The 21,133-nt window shown below is 46.6% G+C and carries 15 protein-coding genes; 10 read left to right on the forward strand and 5 right to left on the reverse strand.

The annotated features are described in order from the left end of the window. Nucleotides 1-106: 106 nt before the first annotated feature. From AC3WU2_RS00705 to AC3WU2_RS00745, 9 genes are all read left to right on the forward strand, one after another. Entirely contained in the window at nt 107-1,078 is a 972-nt protein-coding gene (locus tag AC3WU2_RS00705; protein ID WP_492450422.1) for an ABC transporter permease, read from the forward strand. A gap of 21 nt (nt 1,079-1,099) precedes the next feature. Then, nucleotides 1,100-1,987 (forward strand): carbohydrate ABC transporter permease, encoded by an 888-nt coding sequence (locus AC3WU2_RS00710; RefSeq protein WP_492450424.1) that lies wholly within the window; start codon nt 1,100-1,102, stop codon nt 1,985-1,987. A gap of 71 nt (nt 1,988-2,058) precedes the next feature. After that, complete coding sequence (locus AC3WU2_RS00715; protein WP_492450427.1) at nt 2,059-3,618, forward strand: ABC transporter substrate-binding protein; 1,560 nt, start codon at nt 2,059-2,061, stop codon at nt 3,616-3,618. Nucleotides 3,619-4,185: 567 nt separating this feature from the next. Continuing rightward, nucleotides 4,186-5,952 carry a glycoside hydrolase family 35 protein gene (locus AC3WU2_RS00720; RefSeq protein ID WP_492450429.1) on the forward strand — a complete coding sequence of 589 codons (1,767 nt, stop codon included), beginning with the start codon at nt 4,186-4,188 and terminating at the stop codon, nt 5,950-5,952. 44 nt (nt 5,953-5,996) lie between these two features. Continuing rightward, nucleotides 5,997-6,893 carry an aldo/keto reductase gene (locus AC3WU2_RS00725; RefSeq protein ID WP_018756855.1) on the forward strand — a complete coding sequence of 299 codons (897 nt, stop codon included), beginning with the start codon at nt 5,997-5,999 and terminating at the stop codon, nt 6,891-6,893. A gap of 27 nt (nt 6,894-6,920) precedes the next feature. After that, a complete protein-coding gene (locus AC3WU2_RS00730) occupies nt 6,921-8,855 on the forward strand; it encodes a DUF8034 domain-containing protein (protein WP_492450432.1) in 1,935 nt (644 codons plus the stop codon). A gap of 158 nt (nt 8,856-9,013) precedes the next feature. Then, entirely contained in the window at nt 9,014-9,787 is a 774-nt protein-coding gene (locus AC3WU2_RS00735) for an SDR family NAD(P)-dependent oxidoreductase (protein WP_492450434.1), read from the forward strand. A 28-nt stretch (nt 9,788-9,815) separates the two neighbouring features. Further along, nucleotides 9,816-10,733 carry a fumarylacetoacetate hydrolase family protein gene (locus AC3WU2_RS00740; RefSeq protein ID WP_492450436.1) on the forward strand — a complete coding sequence of 306 codons (918 nt, stop codon included), beginning with the start codon at nt 9,816-9,818 and terminating at the stop codon, nt 10,731-10,733. Nucleotides 10,734-10,745: 12 nt separating this feature from the next. After that, entirely contained in the window at nt 10,746-11,063 is a 318-nt protein-coding gene (locus AC3WU2_RS00745; protein ID WP_492450439.1) for an L-rhamnose mutarotase, read from the forward strand. A gap of 166 nt (nt 11,064-11,229) precedes the next feature. Here the strand turns inward: AC3WU2_RS00745 and AC3WU2_RS00750 are convergent, their stop codons facing one another. The 5 genes from AC3WU2_RS00750 to AC3WU2_RS00770 form a co-directional block, all read right to left on the reverse strand. Next, nucleotides 11,230-12,444 (reverse strand): Gfo/Idh/MocA family protein, encoded by a 1,215-nt coding sequence (locus AC3WU2_RS00750; protein WP_492450441.1) that lies wholly within the window; start codon nt 12,442-12,444, stop codon nt 11,230-11,232. A 15-nt stretch (nt 12,445-12,459) separates the two neighbouring features. Further along, complete coding sequence (locus tag AC3WU2_RS00755) at nt 12,460-14,682, reverse strand: hypothetical protein (RefSeq protein ID WP_492450443.1); 2,223 nt, start codon at nt 14,680-14,682, stop codon at nt 12,460-12,462. Nucleotides 14,683-14,770: 88 nt separating this feature from the next. After that, the gene (locus tag AC3WU2_RS00760; RefSeq protein ID WP_492450445.1) at nt 14,771-16,354 is read right to left on the reverse strand and encodes an ABC transporter substrate-binding protein; all 1,584 of its coding nucleotides are present in this window, start codon (nt 16,352-16,354) and stop codon (nt 14,771-14,773) included. A 52-nt stretch (nt 16,355-16,406) separates the two neighbouring features. Then, complete coding sequence (locus AC3WU2_RS00765) at nt 16,407-17,294, reverse strand: carbohydrate ABC transporter permease (RefSeq protein ID WP_018756846.1); 888 nt, start codon at nt 17,292-17,294, stop codon at nt 16,407-16,409. Between the two features lie 41 nt (nt 17,295-17,335). After that, entirely contained in the window at nt 17,336-18,301 is a 966-nt protein-coding gene (locus AC3WU2_RS00770) for an ABC transporter permease (RefSeq protein ID WP_492450448.1), read from the reverse strand. Between the two features lie 223 nt (nt 18,302-18,524). On the opposite strand from AC3WU2_RS00770, the gene AC3WU2_RS00775 reads away from it, so the two are divergent. Continuing rightward, nucleotides 18,525-20,894 carry an AraC family transcriptional regulator gene (locus AC3WU2_RS00775; protein ID WP_492450450.1) on the forward strand — a complete coding sequence of 790 codons (2,370 nt, stop codon included), beginning with the start codon at nt 18,525-18,527 and terminating at the stop codon, nt 20,892-20,894. The last annotated feature ends 239 nt before the right edge of the window (nt 20,895-21,133 follow it).

The following is a 21,133-nucleotide window of genomic DNA, read 5'->3' on the forward strand; positions in this document are numbered from 1 at the left end:
TTACACTAGGATTGTCCCAGGTGCGGAAGTTATGATGTGTTGCATGGAAGATGAGTCCAACAGGTAAGTCACCAGCACAAAATAGTTAGGAAAAGGAGGTCAAGCGATGTCTTATCAAACAAAAATTCACAATAGTCAGCCTCTTGCAAATATGAATGTTAAGAAAAAAAATTCATTCTGGCGCGAGTTTCTGCGTCATAAGGGATTACTGGCTTTGGCAGCTCCGGGTTTATTGTTCGTCCTCATATTTAATTATGCGCCTATGTTAGGCTTGGTGCTTGCCTTCAAAGATTTTAACTTTAGGAAAGGGATTTGGGGCAGCGATTGGGTAGGATTAGATAACTTTAAATTCTTCTTTACGTCAGATGCTGCATGGCAAGTGACGCGGAACACCATCTTTCTCAATTTCATCTTCATTCTATTAACGAATGTGGTTGCCATCGCGTTTGCGCTCATGCTCTTTGAACTCAGTCGAAGGGCCGTCAAGTTATTTCAGACGACACTGTTTTTCCCTTATTTCTTATCCTGGGTTGTTGTCAGTTATGTCACGTACGCATTGCTGAACCCCCAGATGGGTGTTATTAATCAACTGCTCACACAGTTCGGATTTCACGAGGTCAACTGGTATATGGAAGCGAAGTATTGGCCTGTCATCTTAAGTCTCGCTTACTTATGGAAAAATGTTGGATATTCCACGCTCATCTTTTATACGGGACTTATGAGTATCGACAAAAGCCTCTATGAGGCTGCATCGATTGATGGTGCGAGCAAATGGCAGCAGGTGCGCAGCATCTCGATTCCACTGCTATCGCCGTTAATTACCTTGATTACCTTATTACAGGTAGGGAAAATATTCTACTCCGATTTCGGGATGTTCTACTTCCTGACGGCGGACTCCGGCGCGTTGTATGCCACGACGGATGTTATTGATACTTATGTATTCCGAGCGTTACGTGTGTCAGGTGATACCAGTATGGCCACAGCTATCGGACTCTATCAATCTTTAGTCGGTTTTGTATTAGTCGTGACCGTGAACTATATCGTTCGCAGATTCAACAAAGATAATGCGATTTTCTAGAGAGAATGGGGTGAGGAAACTATGAATTTTTTTAGGAAACAATCGTTGTCCAGATGGCTGATTCATTTGTGGTTTATCATCTTTTCTGTTTTCTGCCTGATCCCGCTTGTCTATGTCATTTCCATTTCATTTTCAACCGAGTCGGATCTTGCAGTGGACGGTTATCGCTTGATTCCCAAAACGTTTACGACGTTTGCATACAAATATCTATTAAAAAGCCCGGATCAACTGATCACCGGTTATACCGTATCGGTGACGGTGACCGTGCTCGGAACGGTCTTGAGCCTACTGATTACGGCCATGCTCGCTTACGTGCTGTCCCGCAAAGATTTCCGCGGCGCCAATAAATTATCGTTCTTCATATTTTTTACCCTTCTGTTCAACGGCGGTCTTGTGCCATGGTACATCTTAATTAAAAAATATTTGTTCATCGGCGATTCCATCTTTGCGCTGATCTTACCGTATGTTATTATGCCGTGGCACGTCCTATTGATGAAAGGGTTCTTATCCGAAATTCCGCTCGCACTGATCGAGTCGGCCAAGATCGACGGCGCGAAAGAGTGGAGAATCTTCTGGCAAATCGTCTTACCGATTGCCAAACCAGCCATGGCCACTGTAGGGTTATTCATCGCATTCGTATATTGGAACGACTGGTGGCTCGCGATGTTGTATATCGATAATGAGAAGCTCATTCCTCTGCAGTACATGCTCTACCGGATTATGAATAATATTCAATATTTGTCGAGCAGTATTAAGCCAGGTACGGTGAATATCGATATTAGCCAGTTTCCGAATGAAACGGCGCGGATGGCGATTGCCGTCATGGCCGCGGGTCCGATTCTCGTCGTATTCCCATTCTTCCAGAAGTATTTCGTGAAAGGTTTGACCGTAGGCGCCGTGAAAGAGTAATTATTCTGTTGGTTGTAACGGCTTCATGCCGATATACAATAAATATCTAGAATGATGAGGGAGGTTGTTTCATGGAACAGACAAAGAGAGTGAAATCCGTAGTATCCGTACTCGCCGTATGTCTTATGTTCTCAGGAAGCTTAATTGGGTGCGGGGCAAAAGACGAAAAATCGGCCGATGCTACTCAACAGAATGCGACGACTCAGGAATCGGCTCAAACAGAACCAGCTGCAACAGATCCAGCCAAGCTAGATCCAGTAGATTTGACATGGTATCTTGACGCTTCACCACAATCGGATGTTGCTTCTGTGGAAGCAGAAATGAACAAGATTCTGAAAGAAAAGTTGAATGTGACGCTGCATCTGAAGATCGTTGATTGGGGTGCGTACGATCAGAAAATGCAGGTTGTGAACGCTGCTGATGAGAACTACGATCTGGCGTTCACCGCGAACTGGGCGAACAACTACTACCAGAACGTCAATAAAGGCGCATTTATCCCACTCGATGACCTTCTAGAGAAATACGCGCCAACCATTATGGAAACGCTTCCTAAAATGGGCTGGGATGCGACGAAAGTGAATGGGAAAATCTATGCGATTCCGAATTACCAAGCTTGGACGATGACGAATGGCATTATCATGCGCAAAGACTTGGCTGATAAATATGGGGTCAAACCTGAGAGCATCAAAAAGCTTGAAGATCTTGCGCCTTTCCTAGAGCAAGTGAAGAAAAATAATCCGGGTATGGTCCCTTATGAGAATGAATACAACGGGGAGTTCGGCAAAAATCTTGTTTATTATGGATTAGATGAGGTTGCAGGACGCAACATTCCGGGGGTTATCAAGTTAACGGATACTTCCTTAAAGGTAGTCAACCAATTTGAGTCTGAAGAATATAAATCGTTCGTTACAACGATGACGGATTGGTATAAGAAAGGGTATATCCGCAAAGACGCGGCGACGCTGAAGGATGTACAAGCAGATCGGAAAGCCGGCAAAACAGCAAGCATGAATGCAGGGAACTTCGGGCCGGCAATGGAAGGGGAAGCACCACTTGACGCTGCCCAGAACCCGGTTTATCAAGTTAGACTTACTCAGCCTACCCTGTTGACGAGTTCGATTATTGCAACCATGACTGGCATTAGCGCGACATCGAAAAATCCGGAACGTGCTGTTATGTTGCTAGACTTGCTGTTTAAGGACAAGGAGCTCTACAACCTTCTAGCTTACGGTATCGAAGGCAAACACTATAAGAAAATCGATGATAACAATACCATTGAGGTCATGAATGATGGTGGCTATGTTCCGGGATTTGAATGGGAAGTAGGAAATGCATTGAACGCGTATCCACAAAAAGGCTCCGTCCCTGGCACTGCGGAAGCGACGAAGAAGATGAACGAAAGCTCCACGCCGTCGCCATTGCTCGGCTTCAGCTTCGATCCGTCACCGGTGAAGAGTGAGATCGCTCAAGTGGGCACCGTGACCGCGCAGTACATTGCACTCCTTGAGACGGGCTCCGTTGACCCTGACAAAATGTTGCCGGAATTTATCGACAAGCTGAAAAAAGCCGGCAGCGACAAAATTATCGCTGAAGAACAGAAACAAATCGATGCTTGGAAACAAACCAAATAATGATCGTTTGAAGTGCACCCCTTAGAATAGACATTGGAAAAACCCCTAGGTTTAACCGATGAAAATGGTATTATCCCCTTTAAGTAGACACTCAAAGAAACCTTCAGGTTATGATGGAAGTTTGAGTGACACTTGGAGGGGATATTTTATTGTCGCTTGGCAATTGTCGGACGCGTTGGGAGCTTAGCTATTTTCATATGTCTACTTGACCGGGGTATGACCTGGTGGTTGTTTTTTTTGTTCTATGCTCGAAAAGCTACATTTTTTAGAGATATATTAACTTTTTGAAGAGTGCATTTTCCTAAAGATCTGTTGTTTTTTCATATTTTGTTGTTTCAGACGAATGAAATTCGACTTATGATAGGGGCGAAGTAATATACGCAATATGAAATTCATATTTCAGGAGGTACTTCTGCTGACAGCCGGCGAAATCGGCAGGCTGATAGCTATTCAACATACCGAAAATGTGGTGATGCGCCCCTCATGTATTTGGAGCGAGATGACTGGGTGGGGGTCGTGTTGCGGGTGTAGACCAAGTTCTCTCATAAAAAAAGGAGGCATGAACACATGCTTACAATGGATGGACGACAATTTTTATTTAACGGGAATCCCATTCGAATCTTATCAGGGGCTTTGCATTATTATCGAATCGTCCCAGCATATTGGCGGGACCGGCTTCTCAAATTAAAGGCTTGCGGGTTCAATACGGTGGAAACGTATGTGCCGTGGAATATGCATGAGCCTAAAGAAGGTCAATTTAACTTTGAGGGAATTGCAGATCTCGAACGATTTATTCAGATTGCGGGAGAGCTCGACCTTCATGTCATCGTAAGACCGAGCCCGTATATTTGCGCAGAGTGGGAGTTCGGCGGGCTGCCGGCGTGGCTGCTGAAGGAAGACAACATGCGGCTTCGCTGTTCTTATCAGCCTTTTTTGAACAAAATAGACGCTTATTATGACGTGCTATTGCCTAAGTTGGTTCCGCTGCTTAACACGAATGGCGGACCGATTATGGCGATGCAAATCGAAAATGAATACGGAAGCTATGGCAACGATAAGAACTATTTGAAGTATTTGAAGCAGGCGATGGTGGAGCGCGGAATTGATGTTCTACTGTTCACCTCTGACGGATACACGGACAGCAATTTGCAAGGCGGCACGCTCCTTCCGGAGGTTTTGGCTACCGTCAACTTCGGATCGCGGCCGGATGAGGCGTTCGGTAAGCTGACGGAGTATCAACCGGACAAGCCGATCGTCTGTATGGAATTTTGGAACGGATGGTTTGACCATTGGGGCAAACCACACCACGTTCGGGACAGCAAAGATGTTGCTGAGGTGCTGGACAGCATGCTGGCCATGGGCGCATCGGTAAATTTTTATATGTTCCATGGGGGAACGAATTTCGGATTTTATAACGGCGCGAACGATTTAGGTAAATACGAACCGACGGTAACCAGCTACGATTATGACGTATTGCTGAGTGAATCCGGTGACTTAACGGACAAATATTGGGCGGTTCAGAGCGTATTCTCGAAATATACGGAAGTTGAAGATATCGTATTACCGTCCTCGCCACCGAAGAAGCATTACGGCGAAGTCCGATTAACGGAGCATGCGTGCTTATTCGACTCGCTCGCTACGTTATCAACGCCGATTCACAGCGTATGCCCGGAACCGATGGAGCGGCTCGATCAAAATTATGGGTTTATCCTGTACACGACTTCGATCCCGGGGCCTGTATCCCAAGCGAAACTTGCGATTCAACAGGTGCGAGATCGCGCACTCGTATTCCTGGACGGCGTGTATCAAGGCGTTATCGAACGTAATACGCACGATGTGAGACCAGACGCAACGGAGTGCGATATTGTGCTGGACATTCCGCCCGAAGGCGCGACCTTAAGCATTTTGGTCGAAAATCAAGGCCGGATTAATTACGGCTACGGGATGAAAGATCCGAAAGGAATTACAGAAGGCGTTCGTCTGGGGATGCAGTTCCTCTACCATTGGACGATCCATACGCTTCCGCTCGATGACTTAGCTGCTCTGAAATATACGGATGCGCAAAAGCAGGATCTTTGTACACCGACGTTTTATAGAGGAACTTTTCAAATTGACGAAGCATGCGATACGTTTCTGAAGATGGAAGGCTGGAAGAAAGGCGTCGCATTCATCAATGGGTTTAATCTGGGACGTTACTGGGAAATCGGTCCCCAGCAAACGTTGTACATTCCTGCTCCGCTGCTTCGCGAAGGGGAAAATGAGCTGGTACTTTTCGAACTGCATGGGACGGAGAACAAGGTTGCAACGCTTCAGGATCATGCCGAGTTGGGTTAATTCGGTTGAAGGAATAAATTTGGATCGAAGAAGGAGTAAAGACGATGGAATATACGATTTTCGGCAAGACAGGACTGAAAGTATCCAAGCTTGGCTTAGGTGGGGCGCCGCTTGCAGGCGATTTCGGCAAGACGGATGAAGATGAGGTGCAGCGAATGATTCACGAGGCGCTCGATGCCGGCATCAACTTCATCGACACGGCTCCAAAGTATGGGTTCGGCGAATCGGAGCGCCGAATTGGTCAAGCACTTGTCGGCCGCAGAGATAAGGTTGTGTTGACGACCAAAGCGATCAGATCAGACTTGACCTACGATTATAAGAGCACCATCCAGTCGGTGGAGGATAGTTTGCAGCGACTGCAAACGGATTGGATCGATCTTCTGCAAATTCACGACGTGGAGACGCAGCCCTATGATCTTGTCATCAACGAGACGCTCCCTGCACTAGAGAAGCTGCGGCAGGATGGGAAGATCCGTTATATCGGCGTGAGTACGCGGGTTTTACCATTGATGATGAGATATATGAAGACCGAACGCTTTGATGCGATTCAATTCTATGCGCGCTATATGCTGGCTGATCATACGGCCAAAGATGAAATCTTGCCGCTCGCGAAGGAGATGGGTCTTGGCGTCATCAATGGCAGTGTGCTCGGCATGGGGATTCTTGCGGATTCGCCGGCTCCGTTTCTGGAGCAGGAGATACTGGACAGAGCCAAAGAGCGTCTGGAGAAATTAAGTTTTCTTCGCAAAACGGAGTCGAAAGGATTGATCGAGCCGGGCATGCGCTTCAGCTTAAGTCAACCGGATATCCATGTGTCTTTGACGGGGACGGAAACGATGGATGCGCTTCGGATGAATCTAGCTTTTTGCGATGGACGAGGGTTAGAACCGGATGAGCTGCGTCAAGTGTATCAACTGTTCCAAGGGCAAACGTTATTTTAGTTACAACGAAGTGGGAGGGAGAGTCACATGACTTCAACGCTAACGAATGGAAGCATCACGAGGATTGAAGCAACAGAGCGGGTCGTTCCAGAGGCGTGGGCGCTGCAGGAGCAGCTGCTTTTTGAAACGCTGAACAAGGCAGCTAAAGAGTTCGTCGAGCGGTACACGCATCCAGACGGGACGCTCATTTGGTTCGAGCATTGGCCAGGGATGGATGGATCAGATGATCCTTATGAAGGGTTTATGAATTTGGCGCTCTTGTATGTGCTCGGGGGAAGCAGCGAACTGCATGAAGTGTCTCGAAAAATATGGGAAGGCATTACTTGGCAGTGGACGGAATACGGGCAAATTCACCGCGAGTTCGATGCGTATTACGATTGGATGCATCATGGGGAAGGCTATTTGTATTTATATTTTCTTGGTCTGGCAGGGCCCTCGACGCTTAAGGATCGGCAGCGCGCCAGCAAATTTGCAGCGATGTATACGGGCGACGACCCGCAAGCGCCGAACTATGATCAGGAGCGCAAGCTTATCCGATCGCCATTGACAGGCAGCCGCGGTCCTAGGTTTGAGGTATCTGCGGAAGATTGGAGCACGCACCGAGGCATTCTAGACGATTATTTAGCCCCTTACGAAGATATTCCTGGGGTCGACTTTGCAAGCGGCAAGTGCCCTTGGTCGAACGATGAGGTCTATCAGCAGCTCCTAGCCATGATGAACGAGCGGATGAATCGCGGCGATGTGCCGCTGAATTTGAATGCGACGGGATTGATCACGCATGCGTTTCTTCATAGCGGAGAGGAAAATCTGCGGAGTTGGGTCGTCGAGTATGTGAACGCCTGGCAGGAGCGGACTCGTGCTAACGGCGGCATCATTCCTGACAATGTCGGACTCACAGGTCAAATCGGGGAGTACAACGACGGCAAATGGTGGGGAGGCTACTACGGCTGGCGGTGGCCTCACGGCTTCATGACGATCATCGAGCCGCTGACGAATGCCTGCATGAATAAGGTATTGCTTTCGGGCGATATGAATGGGCTGCAGCTGGCGCGGGAGCAGCTCGATCGCAACTGGGAGCTGGGCCAAGAGAAGGAAGGCAAATGGTTGGTCCCATTCAAGCATTTCGATAGCGGCTGGACCGATTATCGGGAGGCGCTGCCGAAATATCCGATCTATCTGTGGTCGATGTCAATGGCGGATGAGGATGAGGAACGCATTGAGCGCATCCCGAAAGATCATGACTGGAATGAGGTCATCGTGCCAAAGTACTCCGGCAGAGACCCAAGGACCGGGCGGGAGACGAAGCATTACATCGGTAATACGCAGCCGTGGTACCAATATATCCGCGGGCTCAACCCGGATTATCCACAGCGGATATTAAGCGCCAATTACGAAATGATTGGCAATCAGCTCGCGAAGATGCGCTCTCCGGAAGGTGATCCGTATCAATGGTCGGAGCATTATAGCGAAGGGATCTATTCGGCCATTCACATTTGGCAGGAAATGTGCCCGCTATATTTCGAAGGACTTGTACAGCTGACGCTGGGCGGACCGATGCATATCTCGCATGGAGGTCTGCAGCATGGCCGCGTTCGTTATTTTGACGCTGTGGCGAAGCGCCCCGGACTGCCGTCGGGCGTATCTGCCTTGGTGGAGAAGCTGACTCCGGATTCCGCAACGGTTCATTTGGTGAACACGAGTCTGTTCGATGATCAAGAGGTCATCATACAGGCTGGCGTATTTGGCGAACATCGATTCTTAGGTGGAGAAATCATCAATGCTTCGGGCGAAGTGACCGGGACGTTAGCGGTTGAGGGGAAATGGTTGCACGTATCGCTGCCAGCGGGAACAGGCATCACTTTGAGACTGTCTATGGAGCGGTTTGTTCATTCTCCATCGTATGATATGCCTTGGCCGAGTGTAGAGAAGCCGACCACGATTCAGGGGCGGACCGAATCATGATCATTGATGCACACCAGCAGGCAGCTTCACGGATATGCTCGGAATGGTCGGTGCTGCCTTACCGTCTGAAATGACTGGGGCTCAAATCGAAGCTATTTTTGGCGGGAATGCGGTTCGGACGTATAGGTTGAAAATGAAAGAGACACAGGAGTGAGGATATGCGATTACAAGATAAAGTAACACTGATCACAGGTGCAGGCTCAGGCATCGGAAGAAGTACAGCATTGCTGTTCGCACAAGAAGGAGCAGCCGTTATTGTGGGCGACGTGGATGAGGTCAAAGGCCAGAAAACGGTGAGCGAAATTATTGAAAAAGGCGGCGAGGCGCTCTTTATTCAAGCGGATGTCACCCAGCCGGGAGCGGTCCTAGCGATGGTGGAAGCAGCGATCGCTGAATTCGGACGTATTGACGTGTTGTTCAACAATGCGGGTATCAGCGGCGTCGGCGCATTGCACGAAATCGAGCCGGATACGTGGGACCGGATCATGAGCATTAATGTCAAAGGCGTATTCCTGCCTTCGAAATATGTGTTGCCCTACATGATGGAGCGCAGAACGGGCTCGATTATCAACATGTCGTCGTGCGTTGCTGAAATGGGTCTTGCGCGCAGAGCCTCTTATGGAGCGACGAAAGGCGCGGTGCTCGCCTTAACCAAATCGATGCAGGTCGATTATGCGGCCTTTAACATCCGGGTGAATGCGTTGCTGCCGGGGACGATTTATACACCATTCATGGAGAACTATTTGAAGACGTCGTATGATGACCCGTCAGCTGCGATCGAATCCTTGAAACAGCGCCAGCTTAGTGGAGAGCTTGGCAAGCCAGAGGATGTCGCTAACGCGGCCCTTTTCCTCGCTTCGGACGAGTCCAAGTTCATGATGGGTTCCCCGCTGTACATTGACGGCGGCGTCGTATTCGGTAAGAACGCATAACAATAGATAGACAGGAGTGTTGGGACGAATGAAACTGTTGAACTATGAAAATAACGGGCAATTAAAGCTGGCGATTAAAACGGATCAAGGCATTCTGGATGTCGCCGCAGCGCTGGAAAGCATATCATCCATGCCACAAGGAGCGCTGCCGGTGACGATTCATGACGTCATCGAAGGCGGAAGAGGCGCTGTTGCTGCATTGCAGCGCTTTGCAGACCAAGTATTGGCGGGTGGAACGGAGAGCAAAGCTTATATACTCGATGAATCAACGATCCAATACGCCCCCTGCGTGACGCATCCGAGCAAAATTATATGCGTAGGACTCAACTACCGCAAACATGCGGAAGAGACGAACGCTCCGATCCCGGCATACCCGATCTTGTTCAACAAATTTGCTAATACGCTAACGGGAGATGGATGCGAAGTTCCGCTGCCAGAGAAGGTATCGTCGCAGGTTGACTATGAAGCTGAGCTTGTGATTGTCATCGGCAAAAAAGCCAAATACGTAGACAAGGAACATGCGCTGGATCACGTGTTCGGTTATTGCAACGTCAATGATTTGTCCGCGCGCGATTTGCAAATGCGAACACATCAATGGCTGCTTGGCAAATCTTGTGACGGCTTTAGCCCCTTAGGGCCTTATCTGGTTACGGCGGACGAAGTCGGTGATCCGAACAATCTGGACATTCGATGTATCGTGAACGGCGAGGTTAGGCAGCATTCGAATACGTCGGATATGATTTTCCATTGCGATGAAATCGTCAGTTATATTTCTCAGCATATGACGTTGCTGCCGGGCGATATCATTCTCACCGGAACGCCCGCTGGCGTCGTGCTTGGATATCCAAAGGAGAAGCAGGTGTATTTGAAACCGGGAGATGTCGTGACGATTGAGATTGAAAAGCTGGGCGCTTTGACAAACCGCATGGTAAGCGAACGATTGTAGAGGAGTGGGAACATGGCAGCAAACAGGGTAACAGAAATTAAAGTGGCTCATCTTCATCCGAATCAAGTCGAACGGTATGAACAGCTTCACCGCGATATTCCTGCCGGAAACGAGCGGCATATGCGGGAAGCGGGTATTGTATCGTTGCGGATTTTTCGCGAGGGACTAACCCTGTTTATGATTGTCCAGTCGGATCCATCTTTGGCGCTTCCGGATCGGGTCATCGACCACCAGCTGGAAGAAGAGTGGCATCGGTTGACAGGCGAGTGCTTTTCGAAGATATGGCGGGATGCCAGCGAGATTTATCAATTGCATGAAGCAACATCATAGATCGAACAGAACAGGCTGCCGTTAGGATAGTCTGTTTTGTTTTGTGTACACAGATCATTGCCATGCTCACCGCGTTCATAAAATCTTAAGCAAGCCATAAAAAGCAGGGACTCTGAATTTAAGAGCTCCTGCTTTTTATATTCTTAAAGCATAAAAATCATTTGATTCATAAAGTGACAGGATAAAATTGATCACTTTCGGAAAATGCGTTGGCCTGCAGACATACAAGAGCACTGCGGATGCCGTCTTTCAGCGGGGCTACAGATTCGGTCGTTTTGCCTTGCATCAGGTGTACAAAATTACGCATGAGTACAATATCTCCGCCGCCATGACGCGAACCTTGATCATCAAGACGCACGGTGGTTACTTTGTCACTCATATGGTCAAATACTTTGATTTCATTCGTGGCGAAATTGAATTCCACGGTGCCTTTGTAGCCGTACAGCCTTGCACCGCGCCGCCCGGCACCTTTGCGGGCAAAGAAGTTCTGCGAATACATGACGTGCATGCCGCTCGCGTAGTTCACAATCATACTGCCGGAGTCTTCGTTGCCGGTGTCTACCGCAAAACCGCAATAATCGCTGCGCGGCGTGTCATTGCGTAGATTAATGATGTTGTAAGTGCTGTCCATGCAGGTTTCCCATTTGTCGCATTCGCTGCAGCGCAGGCCGGCTGGCATGTCGCCTTTATAAATCTGTTTGGACTTCATTGCACAGACGTTCATGGGTTCTTCACCGAGCAGATAGTTGATGACGTCGATATCATGCGTAGCTTTTTGCAGGAAAAGCCCCTTCGATTTGGACTCATCGCGGTACCAGTCGTGGAAATATACATACCCATAGGGAACATCGTTAAACGCCTGTACATGCTCCACCTTGCCAATCGTGCCGGCATCCAGAATACGCTTTACCTCCTGCACCAGAGGTGTGACGCGCAGCGGGAAAGAAACAACCGTGGGAGCCGTTGTTTTTGCTTCGCACTCCGCTAGCGTTCTTAGATCTTCCATCGTCGTAGCTACCGGTTTCTCCAAAAACAGCGGCAGATTGCGATTCAGCACTTTTTGAGCGAAATAAGTATGCGAGTTGCAGTTCGTACCCACGATCACGCCGTCCAGCTTCTCTTTGTCCAGCATTTCGTCTGCATCCGTATAAAAGTTAATGGTATCGGGATTCATCTCGCAGCTGCGCAAAAGCCCGTCGATTTTATCGATTTCCATGTTATGCATCATTTCTTTCGAGCCGTCTTTTTTCATCAAAGCCCGCACGCGTTCGTGGTTGGTATCTGCTATTGCCTTGATCTGTACTTCATAAGGCAGTGCAAACAAATCATCCATCAGCATGTCGATCCGTACGCCATATCCAATAACACCAATATTCAACATAAGGAGAACCTCCCGTTATTTTCTAATTTCAATATAAACACGCTCTCCGGCTGAAAGGGGGACAGTTTTCATGCTTCCAAAGTAATGATGCGTTACGCGCTGAGCGTTGGTACGTTCATCCGCAAGCACCGTAACGATCGTACTGTATGCTGTAGGATTATACAGTTCCACGCATACAGAATCTGGATTCCACTGTGTAACCAAGCATTCCACATGGTCAAATACCTGCAATGTTCGGCTTGTAAAATCCACATAGACGCCCGGTACTTCCACAAAGGTAAGCAGCATGGAAACTTCTGGCCAGTTGGAACCATAGAGGAATTCACCAATCGTTTCCTTACCTTCCCAGTCACTTGTTTGCACACGCTCGTTCATATAGCCTGCGGGCAAATATTGCTTCTCGAGCGTAAGCTCCGGATCTTCTGCCAGAGATACATACTGCGGTAAACTGTGTGCGATAGCATGTAGATCATGTAGATATTTTGCTTTGCCTGTAAAGCGATACAGCTTGAGAAGACTGTTGCCTGAAAGTGTACAAATACCAGGCGCAGAGTGTTTGTTCTGTGCGTTGGCGAACACCGTGCCGCTGCTGTGAACACCGCGCTTGGCTGCTGTACTATGTGCAGGGAACACAAAGTCGTAGCTCATAACCCACGTCATGGCAATTTCACAAGTTTCTTCTGCATAAGAAAGCCAGATGCTCTTGCGGGTCGTCTCATGCAGCTGCACATAGCTTTCCAGCATGGCGAATGCCGCTTCGCTATCCGGCGCTTGACAGATCTCCCCAGGACAACCGTTCAGCATCCCTTTTTTTACATAGTTGTGGTAATAGTACTCTCCAAGCTGCTCTGCAACGTGGAGGTATTCTGTACATTGAAAATATTCGCTCGCCAGTGCCAGCGCGCCTACAGCCATACATGCTCCGGCCGAGTTACCTACTACGATTTCTTCTGTAGCCATATCAATAAACTGTCCGAGCTGACCGTATTGTTGGAACAGCCGAACAAAGGCATCGCAAAGCGCTTTTACGGGTTGCTCAAACTCTATTGTGGAATGGTGGTTATCTGAAAGCCAAAATAGCTGCTTCAGCACGAAATAAAGCAAATCGGCATTTTTTCGAACTAACAGAATGGTATCAGGGTTACTGTCGCCACCGTCACCATAAAACTTTCCATTTCCATACATACCGAATACCCAGCCGCTAGGGTGCTGCAAGCGAGAGAAAATAAAGCGGAGCGTAGAAAGCGCGCGCTGCCGTGCTTCAGATGAATCTTCCATCAACAACGGATAGCTGTTGATACCTCCACCAATCCAACCCGCTTGCCAACACTGCTGATGGATGTTCCAGTTGGTTCCTACCGTGTAATATCCTTCTTCCGAAAAGTTTTCCTTTTGGTACTTTTCTTTGATGCTTGTATATGCCTTATAGAACGGAACATTATAGAATTGATTCGGGGCTTCCAATGTTGTCTTGGTGCTGTTTACCAGCTTGAAAAAGTCCGGCAAAGATATTTGCTGCCAATGATGGACACAGACCGTCAGCGTTAGTGATTGACCCTGTTTGAACATAGCGCCGGTATCTTGTGAAGGAGCTGAGACGTCTGGACGAAAGCCATGTCCGTCGTTCTGGTCCCCAAAAAAATATTGAGTAGTCTCGCGTACACCTGGAACAGAAAGCACAAAAGAAGCTTTGCCATCGATTTGATTTTCATCAACGGTAAAGCCTGTATAATAACTGCCGCACTGGTGCTCTCCCAATAGAACAGAACCGGATTGGCCGTTAAAATCATAGAACCCGCATAAAGGCGATGCCATATCACCAGAAAGTAAAGAAATTTGTGATTTTCTGTTCTCCATATCCAAATGAGGAATGCTGGTAATGACTTCGGCATCTGTATATCGGCTGTTGTGGGGAGGCTCATAATAAGGCGGGTAGGGAAGAGGTAAGCTTACAAAACGATTGCCATTATAAACCGCACCGGGCATCAACACATAGTTGCTCTTGTCCCATTGCTCCGTTGCCATAGAAAATGAAAAATTCATCGGATCGGTTGTATCTTCATGAAAAGACAGGGTAATATTGAATCGTTGTCCATGCGGAAGTCGTTGCGTTGTCATCGACGCACTGCATGGGAACTGTGAAAAATTAACCTCGTTATTTTGCAAATTCACGTCAACGATTTCAGAGTCTTGCACTTCACTGCCAGTAAAAGATTTACACATAAGAGAATAGCGCATGTTAAGTTCCTCTCTTTGGGCTTAATTGAAATAGAAATCCGGTGTACGATATTAAGAAATACACCGGATTTCACAAAGGATCGTGAGATTATTTTTTTGCTTTCCAGGCGTCATATTGAGCCTGTTTTTCTTTGATAATGTCGTCCACACCGGCAGTTTTCAGGCGCTTCAGGAATTCAGGCAATGTTTTAGCAGGATCGACAGAACCGGAGCTGAGTGCCGGAATCATCTCAGAGGTAACTGCAGCGCAGTTTGCAACCTGCGTCTTTACTGGAGTCGGGTCGAATACGAAGCCCGTTACCGGTGAAATTTCTGCTGTTTTGTCAGCTTCATAGATTTTGGTTTGAGTCTCTTTTTGAATTTCACCATCTTTGTTCTTGTCATAGTTCGTACGGGTGAAGTTAGGGCTGTAGGATTGGCCAAGTTGCCATTCGTTAAAGTTGAAATTGTATTTGCCTTCAATCATTGTGAACTTGCCATTTTCATCATATTTGTAGTCAACGCCTTCTTCACCAAGCGTAATCAATTTGTACAGATCATCGTTGGTGTTGAGCAGTTCAACTAACTGCAAAGCTTTTTCAATGTGTTTGGAATCCGAATTGATTGCAATCGCTGCAGTAGAAGCGGCGCCCGCAGGAATCATCGTGCGAGTGGTGGAGACCGTTACTGCAGGAGCATTGCCTGCGCTTTTCGTCATAGACATATTGCTGGCATCAGGATTACCAGGGTATTCAATGCTGTCAGGCCAGCTGCCTGTTTTCTCAGCGACAAATTTGGCTGCTTTACGGTCAGGAGAAGTATCTTTTACGGTTGCGCCATCCTTGCGAACATAACCTTTGACGAACCAGTCGCGCATCATTTCAGTGTACTTCGCAAAATCTTCCGTCTCAAACTGGTTGATGACTTTGTCTGGATTGTCAAGGTTAATCCAGCCAGGGATGCTCGTATCACCTACGGCTTCCATGTTCCATAACAGCGGATTGCTGGCAAACAAGCTTTCAATGGAGCTGGTTTCAAACCCGATCATTCCTTTGTGTTTTGCTAGAGCATCGCCAAGGAAAGGCCCGATCTTATCAAGTACCTCAATTGTAGGCTTGTCTTTCAAGGCTTTCCAGTCGAACCCGGTTTCCTCTACAAGATCAGAACGGAATTTAAATCCCTCTCGTTTGGCAGTGCCCCACTGTTGATAGTTCACGAGTCCATAGATCTTACCATTTACTTTAACGCCTTCCCATAGTCCTTGAGGGATACGGGAATACGTTTGAGGTGCATATTTAGGAAGGAGGTCCGTTAGGTCGGCATAAGCTCCTTTGGCGGCGTTTTCGAAGAAGTTGATGCCACCCCAGTTAGCAGTGAAGCTGAGATCCCAATCGTCGCCGGAATTGATCATCAGGTTCATTTTCTCGGCATAAGTACTGCTGTCTACAAGAATTAGATTCAGCTTAGCATTGATTTCTTTGCCAATGATTTCGTTCGCTTTCTTCATGACGCGGTCAAAGTCATTGACGGGGCTGTTCATCATGTAGAAATTGAGCTCAACCATCTCTTCATTACCCGCAGCAGGTTTCTCAGCAGATTTGCCGGTAGTGCCTGCATCTTTCTCTCCGCATCCGCTCAGCAGCATGGTTAACAGCAGCGTTACGGACAACAGAATCGCAGAAAATTTTTTCATTGTCGTTCCCCCTAGATTTTTATTTATTTTTCCGGTTGGTTTACCGGTAAAATTACTCTTTTACAGCACCGATTGTCAATCCTTTTTCAAAGTACTTCTGCAGTAAAGGGTACAGCAAAATAATCGGACCGATGGCGAGTACGCAGGTTGCCATGCGCGCGCCTTCACTAGGCAGCATGCCAATCGCTGCTTCCATCGATTGGGAAGCCTGTGCGTTCGACTGCAAATATCCAATATTGTTCATTAACGATTGGAGCAGATATTGCAGGGGCCGCAGCTTCGGTGATTCGATATAAAGCGATGCGGTCATCCAGTCATTCCAGTATGCAATGGCTACGAACAAACCGATGGTCGCGAGCGACGGCTTGGAGAGCGGTAGTGCAATCCGGAAAAAAGTACGGATTTCACCCGACCCATCGATTCGCGCTGACTCAATTAATGAGTCTGGAATCGTGCGGAAGAAGTTTTTCATAATCAGCACGTTAATAGTCGATACCAGGTAGACGATAATCAGTACCCAGATGGTGTCCTTCAGATGCAGGATGCGCGTCAGCAAAATGTACTGCGGAACAAGACCGCCGTTGAACAGAACCGGAAGATACACAAATAAAGTGAGCGCTCTGCGGTGAGTCACTTCGGGACGTGTCAGTGAATACGACAGCATGGAAGTAATCAGCAGATGCAGAAGCGTGCCGACAACCGTCACAAAAATCGTAACGGCATATGCATTTAGAATAGAGCCCGCTCCGCTGAATACATACTGGTAAGCTGCCGTGCTGAACTCTTTGGGCCAGAAGCGATATCCGTCAAGCATCAACGATTGCTCGTCCGTAAACGATATGGATACAACCAAAAGCAATGGAAGGATGCAGGCAAGACTCAGTGCAATGAAAATAAGATGAATTGTTATTTTTGAAAAATGTAGCTTTTTAAGTAGCATGTATCTCCCTCCCAAGTAGAAACGCTATCCTGTCTGATCGTTTAGAATAGTGCGTTGTCGGGATCTTTCTTTTTAATGATGTAGTTAGAGATCAACACAAGGAAGAAGCCAACTACCGCTTGATATAAACCAACTGCAGACGCCATACCGTAGTCATTGACCTTTTTCAGCGAACGGAATACAAGTGTGTCGATAACGTCTGTTGCCGGATAAAGCGCACCCGCATCATTCGGAAGCGTGTAGAATCCGTTCCAGTCGCCTAAACCGCCATTGAATAATTTACCTACCCAAAGCAGTGAAAGGACAATGATGGTCGGTTTCAGAAGCGGTAATGTAATATGTTTAATGCGTTGCCACTTCGAAGCACCGTCCAGTTGGGCAGCTTCATAGTAATCGGGGTTAATTCCGGCAATCGCTGCCACATATAGCACCGAGAAGTAACCGACATTCTTCCATAGATAGGCAATTGGCAAGATGAAGCGCCAGTAAGACGGTTCACTGTACCAGTAAATGGCTTCTCCGCCGTTTGCGGTGATCGTGCTGTTGATAATACCACGGTCAACACTGAGCAGGCTGAAGAGAATGTACTGGATGACAATCCATGAGAGAAACGTTGGCAGCAAAATGGAACCTTTATAGGTAGCAGATGTAACTTTGTTTTTTACTTCATTTAATAGAATAGCGATTGCCAATGCACAAAGCGTAACGGTAACAGCTTCTAGTAGATTGTAAAAAAGCGTGTTGAACGTAACGGTCCTTGCTGCGTCGGATTTAAAGAAAAACTCAAAGTTTTTGAACAGCGGGTCCATCCATGGACTTCCGAAAATACCATCCCGTGCATTGTAATCTTTGAAGGCAATGATCACGCCGGCCATCGGGATGTAAAATAAAATCGTAATAAAAATTAAACCAGGTGCCATCATGAGATAGAAGGGTGCCTGACGGCGTGCGCTACGTAACGTTCTGTAGGACTTGCCCTTGTGAGATGGCGTTGTAATCGTCTTCATGTTATTCACTCCTTTCTGAGCATCATTTGTATGTCTGCTTTCAGTGTAGTTAGGAGGATTATTTTGCTCAACAAACAAATATGCTGTTCTTTTTGTTTTTTCACACTAGAAATCTCTAAAAACTAACGATTTCTTCAAAGTGTTATAAATCGTTGAGGTGAAATTTATTTAACACTATAATATAAATACTCATACTAGGAAGCCGCATGATTAGGAGGACGCAATGAAGCTCGCATATAAGACCAAAAACCGCAGTACTAGCTTTCTACGCAAAGCTTTTTTTTCTTTTTTGATAATCACGATCATCATTACTGTTTTACTGACGACTTTTTTGACGTTTACTTATTTGCGTACTACGAATGCATTGATTAGCCGTTATAACGACAAACTGATTGCACAGTCGAATTACAGTATTACCTATCTTGATGAGACCGCAAAAAAATTAGGTAATACTCTTTATAGCGACAATCATATCATTGAATTTTTAAACATGAATGAAAATGATGAGCGCGTAGCTCTATTAACAAGTAGGGTCATTGACAAACATTTTCTCACACTGAAAGATATCGATAGTGTCTATCTTTACAATGCGGGTTTGGACTTGTTTTACTCCTCAAGGAGCGGTGAACGCCGATCAGCATCTGCATTTTCAGATCAGGCGATTGCCAAGTTGTTAACCGACAAAGATTTTGTAGCGAAGTATCGTGGCCGCCCGATTGTGGCATCTGTAGATGAAGCAACGCAATCGGCAAATATATGCTCCTATATATTATTTGAACAGGGCGCGACTGAAGCTGGTCTGAAAAATGCCATTGTTGTCAACATTCGAACGAAAGCGCTTACGAATTCCATCCAAGCGATTAATAGCAGTGATCCTGTACCGGAAACGTCTTTTTTGGTGGTGGACGCTAACGGTTCTATATTAAGTATGGCACTCTCACCGGAGTTCGGCCATGACATGGGTGAAGTGCGGGCATTAAGCCAGAAGGCAAAGGAACTGGACGGCAGTAACAATCAGGTGCAAAAAATTGACGGGATCCGATACCTTGTTTCGAGCAGCAAAAGTAATGCAAACAACTGGTACATTATGGGCGTTACTCCCGTCAAGAAAATTTTTGAAGATGTCATTACGGCATCGATCGTATCGTTAGGTATCGTCGTAGCCATATTCATTTTTTGTGCGGTGATCTGTCTGTTTCTAGCACGAAGGTTGAACAGCCCGATTCAAGCCATAACGAAAATGATCAACGGGGAGGCACCCGATCGAAGCGATCCGCTAGTGTCCCAAACGGAAGAGTTTCAAGTGATTCTGTCTGTATTCGAATCCATGAAGGAGCAAAATTCGCAGCTCGATAAAATCATGCGTGAGACAGGCTATGCTGCCAAACAGGATTTTCTAAATGCTCTGTTAAGCGAGAGTACAACATACTCGATGGAAACAGTGCAGGGTAAACTGCAAGACTTATATCTGGACTATATCGTCTCTAACCAGCTGTGCATGTGCCTATTTAAAATTGACAATTACAGCCAGTTTATGTCCCGAAATAGTCAGAAGGAACGATGGGCATTGCGCTATGCCATCGTGAACATCGCCACTGAGATTACTGAGAATTACGGTAATTGCGAAATATTTAGCTGCGATTCCGATAAATTTGTGATGCTTTTGGACTGTGACAATGTATCGCAATACAAGGTGCTGCAGGATGAGGTGGAACGTATTTTACGGGAAATACAATGGAATACGCAAAAGTATCTTCATATTTCGCTGTCGATGGCATACAGCACGATGTTCCAGGGGCTTGAGCATTTGCCGAGCATGTATAACAATATGAAGGGTTCTATTCTTTTGAAAATGCGATATGGACATGGCAGCATCATTACGCCTTATATGATCGATGAGATCAATACCGATGAATTCCAGGTTTCAGTCAAAAAAGAGGAGCAGGTGATCGAGAGAGTGCTGGAGGGTGACTATGAAGAAGCCCGTGCGATTTATCAATCTATTAGTCAACAGCTGTATCAATATACGTACAACGAGGTTTTGTTCAGCATTGTACATTTAATTTACAGAATCTATTCTGGTGTGCTCAGTAAGATGCCTGCGATAAAGGACAATCAGGATTTAACGCTGCAAGCGTTTTTACAAGATATACAACATGCAGAAGTCGGTGAAGATATTGATCGTTTGATGAATGCGTTTTTACAAAAGCTCAGTAATGAGGTAACAGCGATTAAAAACACATCAAGTAGTAACGATTTTCTGATGCAGCGCATTATCGGAATGGTGGAACAGGAATATTCCAACACCGAACTTTGCCTCAGTTCCATTGCCGAAAAATTGCGCCTATCACCGAACTATGTCGGTCATTTGTTCAAAGCAGCACACGGGCAGTCGATTGCGCAATACATTTTTGACTTCCGCATGCAAAAGCTGGACGAATATATGCGCAACACCAATATGTCCTTGTCGACCATAATCGAGAAGGTTGGTCTTGAAAAGAATAATTATTTTTACACGCGATTCAAAAAACATTTTGGTATGTCCCTTAGTGAGTACAAACTGCAGCTTGGACAGGAAGACGATAGTGATTAACAGCTAAAAAAGAGGCTTAGCGATTCATCGTAAAGATAGAATCCGCGAAGCCTCTTTTTTCATGAATATGGAACAAAACAAAAGGAATTAGAGATTGTATTAAAAATGTGAGTGACATCACTACATTTTATATTGCAAAAACAGCAAAAAACATCAAAAGCAATAGATTTTGAGATTGCTGGTTTGAGATCCGCTTGGCTACAATGCAGTAAATTAGCTGCATTTTAACGAAGGGGGGG

It is taken from the genome of Paenibacillus sp. EB106-05-06-XG162 (assembly GCF_058791655.1).